Annotated in this window: 19 protein-coding genes; 11 read left to right on the forward strand and 8 right to left on the reverse strand. The window is 71.0% G+C overall.

Features of this window, described 5'->3' with window-relative positions; genetic code table 11:
* Position 1: 1 nt before the first annotated feature.
* Positions 2-2,065 carry a hypothetical protein gene (locus ACWGN5_RS19320; RefSeq protein ID WP_453516557.1) on the reverse strand — a complete coding sequence of 688 codons (2,064 nt, stop codon included), beginning with the start codon at positions 2,063-2,065 and terminating at the stop codon, positions 2-4.
* A gap of 277 nt (positions 2,066-2,342) precedes the next feature.
* Between ACWGN5_RS19320 and ACWGN5_RS19325 the strand changes: the two genes are divergently transcribed.
* The 3 genes from ACWGN5_RS19325 to ACWGN5_RS19335 all read left to right on the forward strand — a co-directional run bounded on the left by ACWGN5_RS19325 (position 2,343) and on the right by ACWGN5_RS19335 (position 5,727).
* Positions 2,343-3,206 (forward strand): hypothetical protein, encoded by an 864-nt coding sequence (locus tag ACWGN5_RS19325; protein WP_453516559.1) that lies wholly within the window; start codon positions 2,343-2,345, stop codon positions 3,204-3,206.
* A 47-nt stretch (positions 3,207-3,253) separates the two neighbouring features.
* On the forward strand, positions 3,254-4,546 hold the full coding sequence (locus ACWGN5_RS19330) for a hypothetical protein (RefSeq protein WP_453516561.1): 1,293 nt from the start codon (positions 3,254-3,256) through the stop codon (positions 4,544-4,546).
* Positions 4,547-4,650: 104 nt separating this feature from the next.
* Positions 4,651-5,727 carry a transglycosylase family protein gene (locus ACWGN5_RS19335; RefSeq protein WP_453516563.1) on the forward strand — a complete coding sequence of 359 codons (1,077 nt, stop codon included), beginning with the start codon at positions 4,651-4,653 and terminating at the stop codon, positions 5,725-5,727.
* Between the two features lie 3 nt (positions 5,728-5,730).
* On the opposite strand, the gene ACWGN5_RS19340 is transcribed toward ACWGN5_RS19335, so the two are convergent.
* Positions 5,731-6,717: a LuxR C-terminal-related transcriptional regulator gene (locus tag ACWGN5_RS19340; protein WP_453516565.1), complete on the reverse strand. Its 987-nt coding sequence runs from the start codon at positions 6,715-6,717 to the stop codon at positions 5,731-5,733.
* 160 nt (positions 6,718-6,877) lie between these two features.
* On the opposite strand from ACWGN5_RS19340, the gene ACWGN5_RS19345 reads away from it, so the two are divergent.
* The gene (locus tag ACWGN5_RS19345; protein WP_453516567.1) at positions 6,878-7,225 is read left to right on the forward strand and encodes a hypothetical protein; all 348 of its coding nucleotides are present in this window, start codon (positions 6,878-6,880) and stop codon (positions 7,223-7,225) included.
* Positions 7,226-7,333: 108 nt separating this feature from the next.
* Positions 7,334-7,513 carry a hypothetical protein gene (locus ACWGN5_RS19350; RefSeq protein WP_453516570.1) on the forward strand — a complete coding sequence of 60 codons (180 nt, stop codon included), beginning with the start codon at positions 7,334-7,336 and terminating at the stop codon, positions 7,511-7,513.
* 41 nt (positions 7,514-7,554) lie between these two features.
* Here ACWGN5_RS19350 and ACWGN5_RS19355 read toward each other — a convergent pair whose 3' ends face one another.
* The 3 genes from ACWGN5_RS19355 to ACWGN5_RS19365 are packed head-to-tail and all read right to left on the reverse strand — an operon-like array spanning position 7,555 to position 9,563.
* Positions 7,555-8,463, reverse strand: coding sequence for an isopenicillin N synthase family dioxygenase (locus tag ACWGN5_RS19355; protein WP_453516572.1), 909 nt, complete (start codon positions 8,461-8,463; stop codon positions 7,555-7,557).
* Positions 8,456-8,908 (reverse strand): nucleoside deaminase, encoded by a 453-nt coding sequence (locus ACWGN5_RS19360; RefSeq protein WP_453516575.1) that lies wholly within the window; start codon positions 8,906-8,908, stop codon positions 8,456-8,458. The genes ACWGN5_RS19355 and ACWGN5_RS19360 overlap by 8 nt, the downstream gene beginning before the upstream one ends.
* A gap of 31 nt (positions 8,909-8,939) precedes the next feature.
* Entirely contained in the window at positions 8,940-9,563 is a 624-nt protein-coding gene (locus ACWGN5_RS19365) for a flavodoxin family protein (RefSeq protein WP_453516578.1), read from the reverse strand.
* A 157-nt stretch (positions 9,564-9,720) separates the two neighbouring features.
* On the opposite strand from ACWGN5_RS19365, the gene ACWGN5_RS19370 reads away from it, so the two are divergent.
* On the forward strand, positions 9,721-10,644 hold the full coding sequence (locus ACWGN5_RS19370) for a DMT family transporter (protein ID WP_453516581.1): 924 nt from the start codon (positions 9,721-9,723) through the stop codon (positions 10,642-10,644).
* Here ACWGN5_RS19370 and ACWGN5_RS19375 read toward each other — a convergent pair.
* Complete coding sequence (locus tag ACWGN5_RS19375; protein ID WP_453516584.1) at positions 10,547-11,431, reverse strand: LysR family transcriptional regulator; 885 nt, start codon at positions 11,429-11,431, stop codon at positions 10,547-10,549. The two genes, ACWGN5_RS19370 and ACWGN5_RS19375, sit on opposite strands and share 98 nt — an antisense overlap.
* A complete protein-coding gene (locus ACWGN5_RS19380) occupies positions 11,431-11,820 on the reverse strand; it encodes a PLD nuclease N-terminal domain-containing protein (RefSeq protein WP_453516587.1) in 390 nt (129 codons plus the stop codon). The genes ACWGN5_RS19375 and ACWGN5_RS19380 overlap by 1 nt, the downstream gene beginning before the upstream one ends.
* Before the next feature lie 89 nt (positions 11,821-11,909).
* Between ACWGN5_RS19380 and ACWGN5_RS19385 the strand changes: the two genes are divergently transcribed.
* From ACWGN5_RS19385 to ACWGN5_RS19395, 3 genes are read left to right on the forward strand one after another with little or no spacing between them, the layout of a single operon-like run.
* A complete protein-coding gene (locus ACWGN5_RS19385) occupies positions 11,910-13,361 on the forward strand; it encodes a menaquinone biosynthesis decarboxylase (RefSeq protein WP_453516589.1) in 1,452 nt (483 codons plus the stop codon).
* The gene (gene mqnP / locus ACWGN5_RS19390) at positions 13,358-14,260 is read left to right on the forward strand and encodes a menaquinone biosynthesis prenyltransferase MqnP (RefSeq protein ID WP_453516591.1); all 903 of its coding nucleotides are present in this window, start codon (positions 13,358-13,360) and stop codon (positions 14,258-14,260) included. Before ACWGN5_RS19385 ends, mqnP begins: the two co-directional genes overlap by 4 nt.
* A gap of 23 nt (positions 14,261-14,283) precedes the next feature.
* Positions 14,284-14,958 (forward strand): UbiX family flavin prenyltransferase, encoded by a 675-nt coding sequence (locus ACWGN5_RS19395; protein ID WP_453516593.1) that lies wholly within the window; start codon positions 14,284-14,286, stop codon positions 14,956-14,958.
* Here ACWGN5_RS19395 and ACWGN5_RS19400 read toward each other — a convergent pair.
* Positions 14,955-15,092, reverse strand: coding sequence for a hypothetical protein (locus ACWGN5_RS19400; RefSeq protein ID WP_189806327.1), 138 nt, complete (start codon positions 15,090-15,092; stop codon positions 14,955-14,957). The two genes, ACWGN5_RS19395 and ACWGN5_RS19400, sit on opposite strands and share 4 nt — an antisense overlap.
* A gap of 113 nt (positions 15,093-15,205) precedes the next feature.
* Here ACWGN5_RS19400 and ACWGN5_RS19405 point away from each other — a divergent pair, with 113 nt between their 5' ends.
* Together ACWGN5_RS19405 and mqnE are read left to right on the forward strand one after the other, a co-directional pair.
* Positions 15,206-15,661 (forward strand): Lrp/AsnC family transcriptional regulator, encoded by a 456-nt coding sequence (locus ACWGN5_RS19405; protein ID WP_453516597.1) that lies wholly within the window; start codon positions 15,206-15,208, stop codon positions 15,659-15,661.
* Positions 15,662-15,709: 48 nt separating this feature from the next.
* Positions 15,710-16,873 (forward strand): aminofutalosine synthase MqnE, encoded by a 1,164-nt coding sequence (gene mqnE, locus ACWGN5_RS19410; RefSeq protein ID WP_453516600.1) that lies wholly within the window; start codon positions 15,710-15,712, stop codon positions 16,871-16,873.
* The last annotated feature ends 24 nt before the right edge of the window (positions 16,874-16,897 follow it).

Below are 16,897 nucleotides of genomic sequence, written 5' to 3' on the forward strand. Positions count from 1 at the left end.
GTCAGACTCCGTTCTCACGGGCCGGCGGCAGCGACAGCTCCCGCCAGGCACGGATGTCGCGCGGCCACTGGCCCGCCGCGTCCCAGAGTGAACCGCTGCCCGTCAGATGGCGGCCGGAGAGCCGGCGCAACTCGTGCGCGAGCAGGTCGGCGACCTCGTCGTCGGGCAGTGCGAGCGGATCGGTGAGCAGCCATACGGCGTGCAGCAGGCGCCGTACGGAGAGGTGGAGCGCGGTGGTGTCCGGGTCGAGGCCGTCGGGCAGGGCGCCGGCCGGCTCCTCGCCGAGGGCGACGGCACGGCGCGGGTCGGGGCCGGGCCGGCCGCGCTCGCGGGGGTACGGGGCGGCGGCGATGAACCGGAGCCGGCCGAGCCAGCCGAGGACGTCCTGCCGGGGGAAGGTCTCCCGCAGGTGGGTGACGGCCTCCTCGGCGCGGCCGAGGGCGAGGGCGTGGTGGAGGCGATACGGGCCGGGGGCCGGGCCGTAGTGCCGGTAGAGGGTCTCGTGGACGGCGTGCCAGGCGGCGTACCGCGGATGGTCGCCGTCCTCGAAGCGGAGCCGGTGAAGGAGCAGCGCCCGCAGCAGCGGGTCGGCGACGAAGTGGGCGGGGCCCTCGCCCCAGTCCTCGGCGCGCAGCTGGTCGCGGACCCGCAGCGCCACGTCCCCGTCCAGGGACTCGCCCTGGAGCCGGGCGTGGGCGAGCATCCGGGCGGACTCCTCGTCGTGGGTCGCGGCGAGCACGGCGTACGGCCCCGGCCTGCGCACCGGCAGGAGTTCGGCGAGGAGCGTGGGGGCGACGGGCACCGGCGGGGCGTCCTCGCGCAGCTCCACGGTGAGGTCGAGGAGCCCGCCGGGGGTGAGGCCGGCCCGCTGGTCGGCGGGGGTCTGGCGGACGGCCTGGCCGAGGAGGGCCACGCCGAGGGGGCGGCCGCCGGTCAGCCGGTGGACGGCGCGGGCGAGTTCGGCGTGGGTGCGGCCCGCCGGGTCGTGGCGGTCGAAGGTGGTGCGGGTCTGGGCGGGGGAGAGCGGGGTCAGTTCGACGGCGAGGATGCCGGAGCCGACGCTCGCCCCGCGCGGGCACGGCGCCCGGTGCGCGGTCTCCGGCAGCCGGGTGCGGGTGGCCTGGCGCAGGCCCTCGTGGTCGCGGACCCGGGAGCCGGCGAGGACGACGACCTTGTCGCGGCGGTCCTCGGCGGCGCGGGCGCGCAGGATCGGCTCGACGAGCTGCCGGCCGAGCGGCTCGTGCGCGTTGTCGAGGAGGAGCAGGGGCCTGCCGACGCGGCTGCCGCGCCGGAGGCCGGTGTAGGCGGTCAGCAGGTCCTCGGTGAGGGCGCCGACGAGGAAGTCCTCGGCCTCGCGGCGGCGCCTGCCGCCCTGCTCGAAGTCGACGGCGAGCTGCTGGAGTCCGGCCTTGCCGCGCCCGCCGGCGTTGCGGTAGCTGCCGTACCAGCTCTCGGAGGAGCGCTGGAGCCGGCCGAACACCTCCTCCAGGACGGTCTCCACGGTCGCCTCGGCGAGCAGCCCGGCGAGCGGGGCGGCGGCGTCGGCGAAGGTGGCGGCGAGCTTGGCGAGGACCTTGCCGACCCAGTTGGCGGCGGCGCCGCGGGTCGCGTCCACGGTCGCGAGGAGCGGCCCGAGCCGCTGGAGGTCGCGCCGGGCCCGCTCGTCGTCCTCCTGGGACCAGCCGAGCGCGGCGACCGCGACCAGGCCGAGCGAGAGCCGGGGGAACCGTACGGGCCGGGCGCCGAGGACCTTCGGTGACAGCTGGACGGCCAGTTCGGAGAGGGCGCCGGTGAGCGGTGTCCAGCCGGGGCCGTGGTCGGAGGGCGGTTCGAGGTGGGCGCAGTCGAGGAGTGCGAGCGGGGTGTAGCCCTTGTAGCGGTTGCGGACCTCCTTGAGCAGGGCGGTCTTCCCCATGCCGCGCCCGCCGGTGAAGACGGTGACCGGCGGGTCGTCCCCGTGCTCGTACGCGACGCGCGCCGCCCCCTTGGCGGTGAGTCCGACGAGCCGCGCGACGAGGCCGCCGTCGTCCAGGACCGCCTCGCGGCCGTACAGCTCTCTGTCCACCCGCAACCCCCCTGCTTCCCCATGAGATGCGCCCCGTCACATCGTCAATTCCAGGATATCGACAGGGTGTTGGGAAGTAGCCAGGCTTTTCGTTCTTCTCTTCGGCGGGTGTTCAGGGACAGAAGGGGCCATGGCCCTTTGGGGCCAGCCGGAAGCTGTTCCGTAGGCCGTCGGGGCCGCGCAGGATAGTGATCGCCGCCGGGGAAGCCCGACGGAGCGAGAGGCTCCAGCCTCCCGCCGGAACCCGCTCGCGCATCCTTCTCACCGGAGATCTGTCATGTCTATGTCACGGAAGCGTCGGTCCCGCCACGCCGTTCTCGCCGGCGCCGGCCTCCTCGCCGCGGCCGCCGTCTACGGCGTGAGCCAGCAGGCCATCGCCTCCGCGACCGACGCCCCGACCGCCGCCGCGGCGGCCCCGGCCACCACCCGGACGGCGGCCCCCGAGGCCAAGGCGACCCCGAGCGCCACGGTCACCGCCACCAAGGCTCCCGTACGGACGAAGACGCCGGCGCGGACGACGGCACCGACGACCGCCCCGGCCGCTCCCCGACCGGCCGCGACGCCCAGCACCCCCGCGAGCGGCGAGAAGCCCGCCCCGGCCCTCGACCCGGTCCGACTCCCCGACAGCGCCCGCCAGCAGTGGAAGCCCATGGGCGAGGTCAAGTCCCTCCCGCTCAGCGGGGAGTTCCAGCTCAACGAGTGCGTCTCCCTCGACCGCGCCACCGCCTGGCACCAGCAGGGCTTCCTTGGCACCACCCGCGACATCGTCGCCGTCCAGGACACCCTCACCTTCCCCGACGAGGCCACCGCGAAGGCCGCGTACCGCGCCACCGTCGACGCGATGAACACCTGCGAGGCCACCAGCCGCGCACTCCAGAAGCAGAACGCCCTGCCCCAGGACGCCGCCGTGCGCCGGACGGCGACGACCGCCGACGGCACGGCCTGGCAGCGCCGCTGGACCGGCGTCCAGGGCCTCTCGGCCCCCGGCGACCAGGCCAACCACGTCTACGCCGTCCAGCACGGCCGGGACCTCGCGCTCCTGCACTTCGACGAGGTGGCCTCCGAAGCCGCCGCGCCCTCCTACGACTTCCGAGGGGACACCGCCGTCCTGCGGACCCTCGGCGCACAGCTCGACAAGTGATCCCGAGCGGATCAGCCCCCTTCCCCACCCCTTTCCAGGAGACACCTGTGTCCATCAAGCGTTCCGTCGTCCGCACCGCCGCCACCCTCGCCCTCGCGGGCCTCGCCGGCGCCGCCCTCACCGCCGCGCCCGCCCAGGCCGCCGCGCCCGCCCTGACCACGACCCTCGCGGCCGCCACGGTCTCCTCCTCGACGACCGGTGGCTACATCACGAGAAGCGAGATCATCGAGCGCGCCAAGTACTGGCTCGGCAAGAACCTCACGTACAACCAGGGCGGCTCGTACCCCGACTCGGACGGCGCGTACTACCGCACGGACTGTTCCGGCTACGTGTCGATGGCCTGGCACCTGGCCACCCCCGGCCTCAACACCGTCGGCATCGCGGACAGCGCCGACACGTACGAGATCTCCCGCAGCCAGCTGAAGGCCGGTGACGTCCTCAACAGCTACTACGACCACGTCATCCTCTTCGACAAGTGGGACGACGCCGCGCACACCACGTTCTCGTACTACAGCTTCGGCTCGACCCCGGTGAAGCACATCACCGGCATGTCCATCAACGCCTCCACCATCGACGGCCACCCCAACGGCGACTACAAGGCCCTCCGCTACAAGAAGGCCATCGACGGCGGCTCCGACGGCATCGGCATGTGGGACCCCTCGAACCACTACTTCCACCTGCGGAACGCCGCCAACGCGGGCGGCAACGACGCCGGCGACTTCGTGTTCGGCGCCACGGGCATGGTCCCGCTCAGCGGCGACTGGGACGGCGTCGGCACCGACGGCGTCGGCATGTACGACCCGTCGACCCACATGTTCTACCTGCGCAACTCCGCCAACGCCGGCGGCAACAGCTACGAGGTCAACTTCGGCTCCATCGGCGACATCCCGGTCATGGGCGACTGGGACGGCAACGGCACGGTCACCGTCGGCGTGTGGCGCCCGTCGAACCACACCTTCTACCTGAAGAACTCCAACACCAGCGGTGTGGCGGACAAGTCCTTCGTCTACGGCGGCGAGGGCATGATCCCGCTGGCCGGTGACTGGGACGGCGTCGGTGCGGACGGCATCGGCATGTACGACCCGGCCACCCGCAAGGTCTACCTGCGCAACGCCACCAACGCCGGCGGCAACGACTTCGAGTTCGTGTACGGCACCGTCGGCCACAAGCCGGTCGTGGGCGACTTCGACGGCGACGGCAAGGACACGGTCGCGGTGTGGATGCCGAACACCCACGTCTTCTCCATCAACAACCAGAACACGAACAACGTCGCCGACTACGAGTTCAACTTCGGCGGAGACGGCATGATCCCGGTCGCCGGCGACTGGGACGGCAAGTAGGACCCCCGGGCCTGCCCGACAGGCCCCACGGCGGCGCCGGGCCCCCCGTCCCGGCGCCGCCGCCCCGTGCCTCCTTCCTCCCTCCCACGCACCGAGGTCTCGCCATGAACTCCCTCTCCTCCCGTCTGTCCACGCTCGCCCTCGCCGCGGGCACCCTCCTCGCCTCCCTGACGCTCGGCGCGGGCCAGGCCGGCGCCGCCTCCGTCGCCACCTGGGACAAGCTCGCCCAGTGCGAGAGCGGCGGCGACTGGGCCGAGGACGGCGCCCCGTACTACGGCGGCATCCAGTTCAGCCTGAGCACCTGGCAGGCTATGGGCGGCACCCAGTACGCCGCGTACCCGAACCAGGCGACCCGCGAGGAGCAGATCCTCGTCGGCGAGAAGCTCCTCGACCTGTACGGCGAGAGCCAGTGGCCCAACTGCGGCCCCCAGGTAGGCCTCGGCTCCGACCCCGCCGACCCGGTCTTCGCCCGCCAGGACGGCATCGGCATGTGGGACCCGTCGAACCACTACTTCCACCTGCGGAACACCGCCAACGCGGGCGGCAACGACGCAGGCGACTTCGTCTTCGGCGCCACGGGCATGAAGCCGCTCACGGGCAACTGGGACGGGGTCGGCGGCGACGGCGTCGGCATGTTCGACCCGGCCACGCACACCTTCTACCTGCGCAACTCGCCCAACGCGGGCGGCAACAGCTACGAGGTCAGCTTCGGCAGCCTCGGCGACATCCCGGTCGTCGGCGACTGGGACGGCAACGGCACCGACACCATCGGCGTCTGGCGCCCCTCGAACCACACCTTCTACCTGCGCAACTCGAACACCGCCGGCGCCGCCGAGAAGGTCTTCGTCTACGGCGGCGACGGCATGATCCCGCTGGCCGGCGACTGGGACGGCATCGGCGGAAGCGGCGTCGGCATGTACGACCCCGCCACCCGCAAGGTCTACCTCCGCAACGCGCCGAACTCCGGCGGGAACGACCACGAGTTCGTGTACGGCACCGTCGGCCACAAGCCGGTCGTCGGCGACTTCGACCGGGACGGCAAGGACACGGTCGCGGTGTGGCTGCCCAGCAGCCACGTCTTCTCGATCAACAACCAGAACACGAACAACGACGCCGACTACGAGTTCAACTTCGGCGGAGACGGCATGATCCCGGTCGTCGGCGACTGGGACGGCAAGTAGCCCCTAGGGCAGCCACCCCCGCTGGACCGCGCGCACGCCCGCCTCGAAGCGGCTGCGCGCGCCCAGGCGTTCCATGAGCAGGGTCGCCGTCCGGCGGGCGGTCCGGTGGGAGACGCCGAGGCGCTTGGCGATCGCCTCGTCCGTGAGACCGCTCGCGAGCAGCCGCAGCGTGGTGGCCTCGGTGTCGGTGAGCTCGCCTTCCTCCTCGTTCACCGGCTCGCCCAGCGGCTTCGCGCCCTCCCACACCGTCTCGAAGAGGGCGCAGAGCGCGGTGACGGTCCCCTGGCCGGTGATGACCACCGCACCGGCCGCCGAATCGTCACTGCTGACCGGCATCACCGCGGTCTCACGGTCGATGATGATCAGCCGCACCGGCAGGGTGGCGACGGTACGGGCCTGCCGGCCGAGACCGCCGAGCCACTCCGCGTACGCCATGGTGTGCGGGCTGTTGCGGATGCTGTCCAGATAGACCGTCCGCATCCGGACCCCGCGCTCCAGGAGGGCGAGGTCCAGCGGCTTCGAGGCCTCCAGGTTGTCCGGCGACTGCGCGCCCTCGGGAGCGAAGATCATCACCTCGTCCCGGACCTGCCGGTGCAGCGAGGCCAGCCGGTCGCGGATCTCGTCCAGGCCGATCAGGTGCTCGACCCCCGGTTCCGGGGTCTGCGGACGCAGCTGCGTGTACTCGGCGATGAGCTGCGCGGCGGCGGCGCGGCTCTCCTCGACCCGCTGCTGCTGGGCGAGGAGGTCGGCCTGCTGGCGGGCGAGCAGCAGCTCGAGGCCCACGTCGGGGCTCACCGCGCGCAGCGTCCCGGGAGAGTCGTACGAGGAGCGGACCAGGCCGATCTCACTGAGCCGGTCGAGAGCTTCCCGTACGTCCTCCTCGGCGAATCCGGTCCGTCTTCCCAGCGCGACGACCCCGTCGCCCGGATACGCCAGCATGGCGCGGTAGACGGACTCGGTCTTCTGGTCCAGTCCCAACAGCGTGAGCATCCTGGAGGCCCCCCCTCGCACGATGGTTGATCACAGGGATCGTCGCACGACGTCCGTGATCTTGGCGGACCGGTGGGCAGGTTGGCCGTTTCCGTCCAAGGCTGGAAGGGTCCATCGGGAGTTGTCGTGGATTACCTCCCGGCTTGACACCCTGGATCCCATGTACCTGATCCACGCCCAACTCGCCTCACCCGCAGGAATGTTGATGCCCTGCGACGCCGCCACCAAAGCCCTGGGCCTCGCCCGCCCCGAGGAGGGCGTCGAGCACGTCAGCGCCCATGCGCACGGGCCCCGCGGCCCCGTCCTCGGGGTCTATCTCCTCGCGGACTCGCTGGCCCAGGCCGAGGCCCGGGCGGCGGCGCTCTGCGAGCGGCTGCTGACCCGGCACCCGGGCTTCACGGGCTGGTCGCTGCGGAGGGCGGAAGCGGCCTTCCTGGCCCCATTGGGCCATGGACTCTTGGGGCCACCCGGCAGGCCTACCGGGGGCCCGGCCGGACGAGCAGAGTAGGACGTGCCGAAGGGGCGAGGAGCTCCGGAGGCGACCACCGGCCCGCACCACCGCGGGGTACGAGGCCGGACCCGATCCCTACGCCGTGCCCCCCGAAAGGTTCCTCCCATGACCAGCACCCGTATCGCCCGGACCACCGCGGTTCTCGTCTGCGCCGTCGCCGCCCTCCTGCTCCCCTCGGTGGCCGCGGAGGCCGCCCAGGACCAGCCGGTCCAGATCTCCGCGTCGGCACAGACCGCCACCGGCACCGGCACGGGCACCGGCACCGACGACTTCGGCTGGCAGTAGGCCCGGGGCATGTCAGCCCGGGACACGTCAGTCCGGGCACGTCAGTCGGCGGCGATGGCATCCAGCTGGGCCCGCAGATAGCGGTGCGACTCGATGCCGTGGATGGTCGTCCCCGGCGTGCACTCGTAGAAGTACACCAGCGACATCAGCTCCTCGGCGGGCGCGTCCGCCGGCGGCGGCAGCACCCGGTGCCGCCCCGAACGCCACCGCCCTCCCGTCCAGCCCGCCATCAGATCACCGATGTTGACGGTGAACGCGGCGGGATCGTACGGAGCGTCCTGCCAGCCCCCGGCATCGGTGAACACCTGAAGACCGCCCTTCCCCGCCTCCCGGTCGAGGACGGTGACCGTGCCGAAGTCCGTGTGCGGTCCGATGCGGAACTGTCCCGGCTCCGGATCACCGGTCCGCTCCCGCCCCGGATACCAGTTCACGTTGAAACCGAAGGTGGGATGCCCGGTGTGCCGGGTGAAGAAGTCCCGCTCCTCGCCGAGCGCGACACCGAGCAGATCGAGCACCCGGTCGGAAAGCGCCTTCATGGCGACGAGGTAGCTCTCGACGAGCGGCTTGAGCTCGGGAACCTCCGCGGGCCACGTATTGGGCAGGAACCACTCCGCGTCCACGGCGGGATCCCCGGTCGGCTCCTCGGCCGCGAAGGAGAGCGACTCCTTCAGATCGGGCGGGGTCGCCGTACCCTCCGCGTACCCGTTGGCCTCCGCCCCCGGCCCGAGCCACCCGCGCCCGCCGACCCGGACGGCGTACGACTCCTTGACGGCGGCGGGCAGATGGAAGAACCGCCGGGCGACGTCCCGGATCTCCGCCCGCAGCCCGGCATCCACACCATGCCCGGTGACGAGCAGGAACCCGGCCTCGCGCAGGGCACGGTCGACGGCGGGCAGTTGCGGCGCCGGATCGCGGCCGAGGTCGATGACCGGCAGGTCGGCTTCACTCATCTCCGATGTCCTCGCTCCACAGCGCCGGGTTCTTCTCGATGAAGGTCCGCATCAGCTCGACGCACTCGGGATCACCGAGCACGACGACCTCGACCCCGTGCTCCGCGAGCCACTCGTGCCCGCCGTGGAAGGTCTCGGCCTCCCCGACGACCACCCGGGAGATCCCGAACTGCCGCACGAGCCCGGAGCAGTACCAGCAGGGCGACAGGGTCGTGACCATCGTCGTCCCCCGGTACGAGCGCTGCCGGCCGGCGTCCCGGAAGGCGGCGGTCTCGGCGTGCGCGGACGGGTCCCCGTCCTGCACGCGCCGATTGTGCCCGCGCCCCAGCAGCACCCCATCGGCCCCGTACAGCGCGGCCCCGATCGGAATCCCACCCTCACCAAGCCCGGCCCGGGCTTCGTCGAGGGCGGTCCCGAGCCACCGCCGCGCCAGTTCCAGATCCATACGGGGAGCCTTCCCCGCCGGGGAGCCGGCCTCACGCGACCGCGTCGGACTCCTCCTCGTAGGGGAAGCGGGCGAGGGGGGCCTCGGTCTGGAAGAAGGTCTTCGCGTGGATCAGGGCCTGCTCGTCCTCGCGTATCTGGCCGGGGCGGGAGGCGCTTCCCTTCAGTACTCCGCCGAAGTGCATCCGAAGGTAGGCCGCCGAGTGGTTCAGGGTCGTCACCAGGCCGTCCGCGACCTCGTGCTCGTCGTGGGCCATCGCCGTCACTCCCCAGAGCGTCCGGCCCGCCATGCGCTCCTTGAAGTCCGAGCCGGGCACGTTCAGCCAGCCCGACCAGTAGTCCAGATAGCGCTTGGTCTGCGCGGAGAGGCTGTACCAGTACAGGGGCGAGACGATCACGATGTCGGTGGCCTCCACCGTGGCCCGCAGCAGCTCCTCCTCCACCTCGTCCGCCTGCCGGCCGGCGGTCTCGTGCCGGCCGTCCTGGAAGTCCCGCAGGGCGAGCCCGTTCAGGTCCACCCAGTGCTGCGGGACGTCCGGGGGCAGGTGCGCGGCGGCCGCGCGGGCCAGGATCTCGGAGTTGCCGTCGGCGCGGGAGCTGCCGAGGACGAAGAGGAACGAGCGGTCCTTGTCATGTGCGGCGTCGGGGGTCGTCATGTCTGCTCCGGTGTCAGTCTCCAAGGGTGTCCCGGTGCCAACTCCGGTCCGCCCGCCGGTATTCCGGGCCTCCATCGGCTCCCGCGATCGGGCCCATCGGCAGGACGCCCCACTGGCCCGTGGACCCGTCCCGGGCTCCGTTCGTAGCGTCGTTCCCATGAGAAACGAGACCAGGGGAACCCTTGAACTGACCCTCGCCATGGTGCTCTCCGGCACCCTCGGCGTCTTCGTCGTCGAGTCCGGCGCCTCGCCCTTCGAGGTGGTGTTCTACCGCTGCCTCTTCGGGGCCGTCGCCCTCGGCGCCTACAGCCTCGTCCGGGGCTTCTTCACCGGGCACGGTTTCACCGCGAGGAAGCTGGGCCTCGCGGCGCTCGGCGGGGTGTTCATCGTCTTCAACTGGGTGTTCCTCTTCGAGGCCTACGCGGCGACCTCCATCTCCCTCGCCACCGTCGTCTACCACACCCAGCCGTTCTTCCTCGTGCTCCTCGGGGCCGTCCTCCTGAAGGAGCGGATCTCCCGGGCCAAGCTCGGATGGCTCGCCCTCGCGTTCGGCGGGCTCGTGCTCGTGTCCGGTGTGCGGCCCGGTGACACCGGCTCCCTCGCCGGGCTCGGGTTCGCCCTCGCCGCCGCCGTCCTCTACGCCCTCGCCACCTTCGTCACCAAGCGCGTCACCGGCGTGCGGCCCCATCTGATCGCCCTCGTCCAGGTGCTCGTCGGGATGCCCCTGCTGCTGCCCTTCGTCGACTTCGGGGGAGTCGGCGGGGGCGGCTGGGGCTGGCTCGTCGGGCTCGGGTTCATCCACACCGGGCTGATGTACGTGCTCATGTACGCCGCCTACGCCAAGCTCCCCACCAGCAAGATCGCCGTCCTCGCCTTCACCTACCCCGCCGTCGCCATGGGCGTCGACTGGGCGGTGTACGGGCATCACATCGGGCTCGTCCAGGCGCTCGGCGTTCCGCTGATCGTGCTGGCCAGCCTCAAGGTCACCCTCGCTGCTCGGACACCAGCCGCCGCGCCTGCTCCACGAACAGCCGCACATGCGCCGGAAGCCGCTTCCCCCGCCGCCACGCGAGCTGCGTGAACAGGGTGAACGGGGCCTCCCAGGACAGCGGCACCAGGACCCCGGCCGCCAGCTCCTCCTCGACCGTCACCCTCGGCAGCAGCGCCACCCCCAGGCCCGCCGCCACGCCCCGCTTCGTCGCCTCGATCGTGCCGAACTCCATGAACGGCGGCGCCCACTCCCGCAGCTCCGCCTCGAACAGGTCGCGGTACGGGCAGCCCGGCTCCGTCCCCACCAGCCGCGCCTCCGCCAGGTCCGCACTCGTCAGGGCCGTACGGCCGGCCAGGGGATGGTTCGGGGCCGCCACCAGGACCAGCGGCTCCGGCGCGAGGACCTCCGACTCCAGGCCCTCGTGCGCGGTCTCCGGCTCCATCAGGAAGCCCACGTCGTACGTGCCCTGCCGCAGCGCCTGCCGGGTCTCGTCGCCGAGCGTGGGGCGCAGCGTCAGCCGCACCTTCGGGTAGCGGTGGTGGAAGTACTCCAGGAGCGCCGGGAGGCGGTAGGAGGTCAACGACTCCATCGTGCCGACCGCGATCGGGCCCGCGGGCTCCTCCGTGGCCGCCACCGCCGTACGCGCCTCCTCGGCCAGTTCCGCCAGCCGGCGGGCGTACGGCAGGAGGCGTTCCCCCGCCTCGGTCAGGCGGATCCGGGAGCCGAGGCGTTCGAAGAGTTCCACCCCGAGGGAGGACTCCAGCGATCGGATCTGGGCGGTGACGCTCGACTGGGCGTAGCCGAGTTCCGCCGCCGCCCGGGTGAAGGAGAGGACGTCGGCCACCTTCTCGAAGGTCGCCAGGAGCCGTAGCTCCATCAGTTCTCGCCCTTGTCCTCGCCCTGCTCGCGCCGCTTCAGTTCCTCCTCGCGGCGGCGCAGGTCCGCCTCCCAGTCCTTGAGGAGGTTCTCGTCCTTCTTGTTCTCCTCGCGGAGGGACTTGAGGAACTCCGGGTTGTCGTCCGGGGCCACCCATGCGTGCCGGTGGTTGCGGTGCCACTCGGAGGGAGTACCGCCTCCGGCGGGCGCGCCGCGCGTCTTTCCGGCGACGAGCCAGCCGATGGACCCGACGAACGGGAAGAGGAGGATCACGATCACCCACACCACCTTCGGCAGGTGCCGGACCTCGTCCTCGGGGGTGATCAGGCAGTTGATGAAGGCGTAGATCAACAGCGCCAGCGGCAGGATGAACATCAACGCCCTGAGCATGTGGTGCAGCCCCCTGGAAGCAGCGGCGGGGCCGGTTGCGGCGGCCCCGGTGACAGGTCAAGCCTAGCCCGTGACCGATACTGACCCCTATGGCTTACGACGATCTCCGCTCGCTGCTCAGGGCACTGGAGCGCGAAGGCGACCTCAAGCGCATCAAGGCCGAAGTCGACCCGTACCTGGAGGTCGGGGAGATCGTCGACCGGGTGAACAAGGCAGGGGGTCCCGCGCTTCTCTTCGAGAACGTCAAGGGTTCCGCCATGCCGCTCGCCATGAACGTCTTCGGGACCGACCGGCGCCTGCTCAAGGCCCTCGGCCTGAAGTCGTACGGCGAGATCAGCGAGAAGATCGGCGGGCTCCTCAAGCCGGAGCTGCCGCACGGCTTCGTCGGGGTCCGCGAGGCCTTCGGGAAGCTGGGCTCGATGGTCCACGTGCCGCCGAAGAAGGTGAAGGACGCTCCGGTGCAGGAGGTCGTCCTCACCGGGGACGACGTCGACCTCGACCTCCTGCCCGCGCTCTTCACCTGGCCGAAGGACGGCGGCTCCTTCTTCAACCTGGGCCTCACCCACACCAAGCACCCCGAGACCGGTGTGCGGAACCTGGGGCTCTACCGGCTCCAGCGGCACGACAAGCGCACCATCGGCATGCACTGGCAGATCCACAAGGACAGCCGCAACCACTACGCGGTCGCCGCCGAGCGCGGCGAGCGGCTGCCGGTCGCGATCGCCTTCGGCTGCCCGCCGGCCGTCACGTACGCCTCGACCGCCCCGCTGCCCGGTGACATCGACGAGTACCTCTTCGCCGGCTTCGTGCAGGGCAAGCGGATCGAGATGGTCGACTGCAAGACGGTCCCGCTCCAGGTCCCGGCGCAGGCAGAGGTCGTCGTCGAGGGCTGGCTGGAGCCCGGCGAGATGCTGCCGGAGGGTCCCTTCGGCGACCACACCGGTTTCTACACCCCGCAGGAGCCCTTCCCGGCCCTGAAGATCGACTGCATCACGATGCGGAAGCGTCCGCTGCTCCAGTCGATCGTCGTCGGCCGGCCGCCGACCGAGGACGGGCCGCTCGGGCGGGCCACGGAGCGGTTCTTCCTGCCGCTCCTCAAGATCATCGTGCCGGACATCGTGGACTACCACCTGCCGGAGTCGGGCGGCTTCCACAACTGCGCGATCGTCTCGATCGACAAGAAGTACCCGAAGCACGCGCAGAAGGTCATGCACGCCATCTGGGGCGCGCACATGATGTCGCTGACCAAGCTGATCATCGTGATCGACAAGGACTGCGACGTGCACGATCTGCACGAGGTGTCCTGGCGGGCGCTCGGGAACACCGACTACGCCCGGGACCTGACGGTCGTCGAGGGCCCGGTGGACCACCTGGACCATGCCTCGTACCAGCAGTTCTGGGGCGGCAAGGCCGGTATCGACGCGACGAAGAAGCTGCCCGAGGAGGGCTACACCCGGGACGGCGGCTGGCCGGACATGGTGGAGTCGGACCCGGCGACGGCGGCCCTGGTGGACCGCCGCTGGAAGGAGTACGGGCTGTGACCACCGCGGCCGTGCCCGGCGCCCAGCCGGGGCGTACCAAGGCGTTCCTGCGGCTCGTGATGATCGAGCACTCGGTCTTCGCGCTGCCCTTCGCCTACATCGCCTCGCTCACGGCGATGTTCCAGCTCGACCGGAACATCCACTGGTGGACGCTCTTCCTCGTCACCGTCTGCATGGTGGGCCTGCGGACCTTCGCCATGGCCTGCAACCGGATCATCGACCGCGAGATCGACGCGCGTAATCCGCGGACGGCGAACCGGGAGATCGTGACCGGTGCGGTGTCCGTGCGCTCGGCGTGGACCGGGGCGGGGATCGCCGTCGTCGTCTTCCTCGGCGCCGCCGCCCTGCTGAACCCGCTGTGCCTGGCGCTCGCGCCGCTCGCCGTCATCCCGATGGTCGTCTATCCGTACGGGAAGAGGTTCACGAACTTCCCGCACGCGATCCTGGGCCTCGCCCAGTCCATCGGGCCGATCGGCGCCTGGCTCGCCGTGACCGGGGAGTGGTCCTGGGACGCGGTCATCCTGGGCCTCGCGGTCGGCATCTGGATCGGCGGCTTCGACCTGATCTTCGCCTGCCAGGACGTGCGGGCGGACCGGGCGCACGGCGTCATGTCGGTGCCGGCCCGCTTCGGCGTGCCGGCCGCGCTGTGGGGCGCCCGCGCCTCGGCGGTCGTGACGACCGGGCTCCTCGTCTGGTACGCCCTGGCGACGGACGCGGGCCTCTTCTTCTGGGTCGGTCTGGTGATCGTGGTCGTCGCCTTCTGCTACGAGCACACGATCGTGAAGCCGCACGACCTGTCCCGGCTGAACAGGGCGTTCTTCACGACGAACGGCTTCATCGGGATCAGCCTCTTCGTGTGCGCGCTGCTCGACCTGCTGGTCCGCGGGCTCACGCCGTAGGCCCGGCGGATAGGCTCGACGGCATGAACGACGGCAAGCGCATCCCCTGGATCGTGGGGGTTTCCGGGGCGTCGGGTACGCCGTACGCCGCCGCCGTGCTGAGGGGGCTGCTGGACGCGGGGGAGAGCGTCGACCTCGTCGTGTCGCGGGCCTCGCGGCTGACGCTGCTCGACGAGACGGGGATCGCCTTCCGGGACGCGCACTGGCGCGAGGACCTGGCGGCCTGGCTGGCGCGGGGCGCCGACGGGAAGCCGGACACGTTCGACGTGGCGGACCGGCTCGGCGACGTGCGGTACTGGGCGGCCGGGGACCTGGCCGCGGGGCCGTCCTCCGGTTCGTACCCGGCGAAGGGGATGCTGGTGGTGCCGGCCTCGACCGCGGCGGTGGCGGGAGTGGCGCTCGGGCTCTCGAAGGACCTGCTGCAGCGGGTCGCGAGCGTGACGCTGAAGGAGCGGCGTCCGCTGGTGGTCGCGGTGCGGGAGACCCCGCTGAACGGACAGACGCTCAAGCACATGGTGGCGCTGGACGAGGCGGGCGCCGTGGTGTTGCCCGCCTCTCCGGCGTTCTACGCGGGGGCGACGCACATCCAGGATCTGGTGGACTTCGTCGCCGGGCGGGTACTGGACGCGGCGGGAGTGCCGCACCAGCTGTACCGCCGGTGGGAGGGAGAGCTCGGTGGAGCCCTCTCGTCTGATTAGCGCTTCTTGGCGCGCTTCTTCGCGGCGCGCTTCGAGGCGGCGGTCGGCTGGTGGGCACGCGAGCGGTTGGCCAGGTCCTGCAGCTCGCGCATGCGTGCGTAGGCCATCTCGATCGTGTACACGGTGAACACCACTCCTGAAAGATCGTCTTTGATCTGCTGAAAGATTCACAGGGTGTCGCCCCTGTGTACCTTAGATTCTATACCTAAACTCGCGGTATCGCTGGACAATGGAAGGCTTCATACCTATGGACGCCGTGGACAGGCAGCTCATCCAGGCTCTGCGCGAGAACGGCCGCGCCTCGTACGCCGAGCTCGGCCGGCTCGTCGGGCTCTCCGGCCCCTCCGTCACCGACCGCATCAACCGACTCGAGGCCGCCGGAGTCATCACCGGCTACCGCGCCACCGTCGACGCCGCCTCGCTCGGCCTCGGCGTGACCGCCCTCATCGGCATCTCCCTCTCGGACGCCGCCGACCACGAGGACGTAGCCCGCCGGCTCAAGGACCTCGCCGAGATCGAGGACTGCTGGTTCATCGCCGGCGACGACTCCTTCATGCTCAAGGTGCGCGCCAACGACGTCGACGGACTGGAGAAGACGATCCGCCGGCTCTCCGGCACCAAGGGCGTCTCCCGCACCCGTACGACGATCGTGCTCTCCACCAAGTGGGAGAACCGGGTCGGGGAGCTGCCTGAAGAGAGCTGAGAGTACGGTGAGCAGAGCTTGATTTCGGAGACAAAGGGAGGCGGCCGTATGGACGCGGGGCTCAAGCGTGAGCTGGAGCAGAAGGTCCGGGACGGTGAGCGGCTGAGCCGTGAGGACGGCATCGCCCTGTACGAGTCCGACGACCTCGCCTGGCTCGGCGGTCTGGCCCACGAGGTCCGGACCCGCAAGAACGGCGACGTGGTCCACTTCAATGTCAACCGGCATCTGAACATGACCAACGTCTGCACCGCCTCCTGCGCCTACTGCTCCTTCCAGCGCAAGCCGGGCGAGAAGGACGCGTACACCATGCGCATCGAGGAGGCCGTGCGCCTCGCGAAGGCGATGGAGAACGAGAACCTCACCGAGCTCCACATCGTCAACGGGCTCCACCCCAACCTGCCCTGGCGCTACTACCCGCGCTCCCTCTCCGAGCTCAAGAAGGCCCTGCCGAACGTCTCCCTCAAGGCGTTCACGGCCACCGAGATCCACCACTTCGAGACGATCTCCGGCCTCTCGGCCTCCGAGATCCTCGACGAGCTGATCGAGGCCGGCCTGGAGTCGCTGACCGGCGGCGGCGCCGAGATCTTCGACTGGGAGGTCCGCCAGCACATCGTGGACCACAAGACCCACTGGGAGGACTGGTCCCGGATCCACCGCCTCGCGCACGAGAAGGGTCTGAAGACCCCGTCCACGATGCTCTACGGGCACATCGAGGAGCCGCGCCACCGCGTGGACCACGTGCTGCGGCTCCGTGAGCTCCAGGACGAGACCGGCGGCTTCCAGGTCTTCATCCCGCTGCGCTACCAGCACGACTTCGTCGACATGCAGGACGGCAAGGTCCGCAACAAGCTCCAGGCGCGCACGACGATGGCGACCGGCGCCGAGGCCCTGAAGACCTTCGCGGTCTCCCGGCTGCTCTTCGACAACGTGCCGCACGTCAAGGTCTTCTGGGTCATGCACGGCGTCCAGACCGCGCAGCTGGCGCTCCAGCACGGCGCCGACGACATGGACGGCTCGGTCGTCGAGTACAAGATCACGCACGACGCCGACAACTACGGCACGCCGAACAAGCTGGGCCGCGAGGACCTGCTCGAACTGATCCGGGACGCGGGCTTCCGGCCGGTCGAGCGGAACACGCGGTACGAGATCATCCGCGAGTACCCGGGTCCGGACGCGGAGCGGCGCGAGTCGCCGCAGTCGATGCGGTTCTGAGCCGATGGCGGAAAGGGCCGGCGG

The sequence above is a fragment of the Streptomyces sp. NPDC055815 genome, assembly GCF_053616475.1.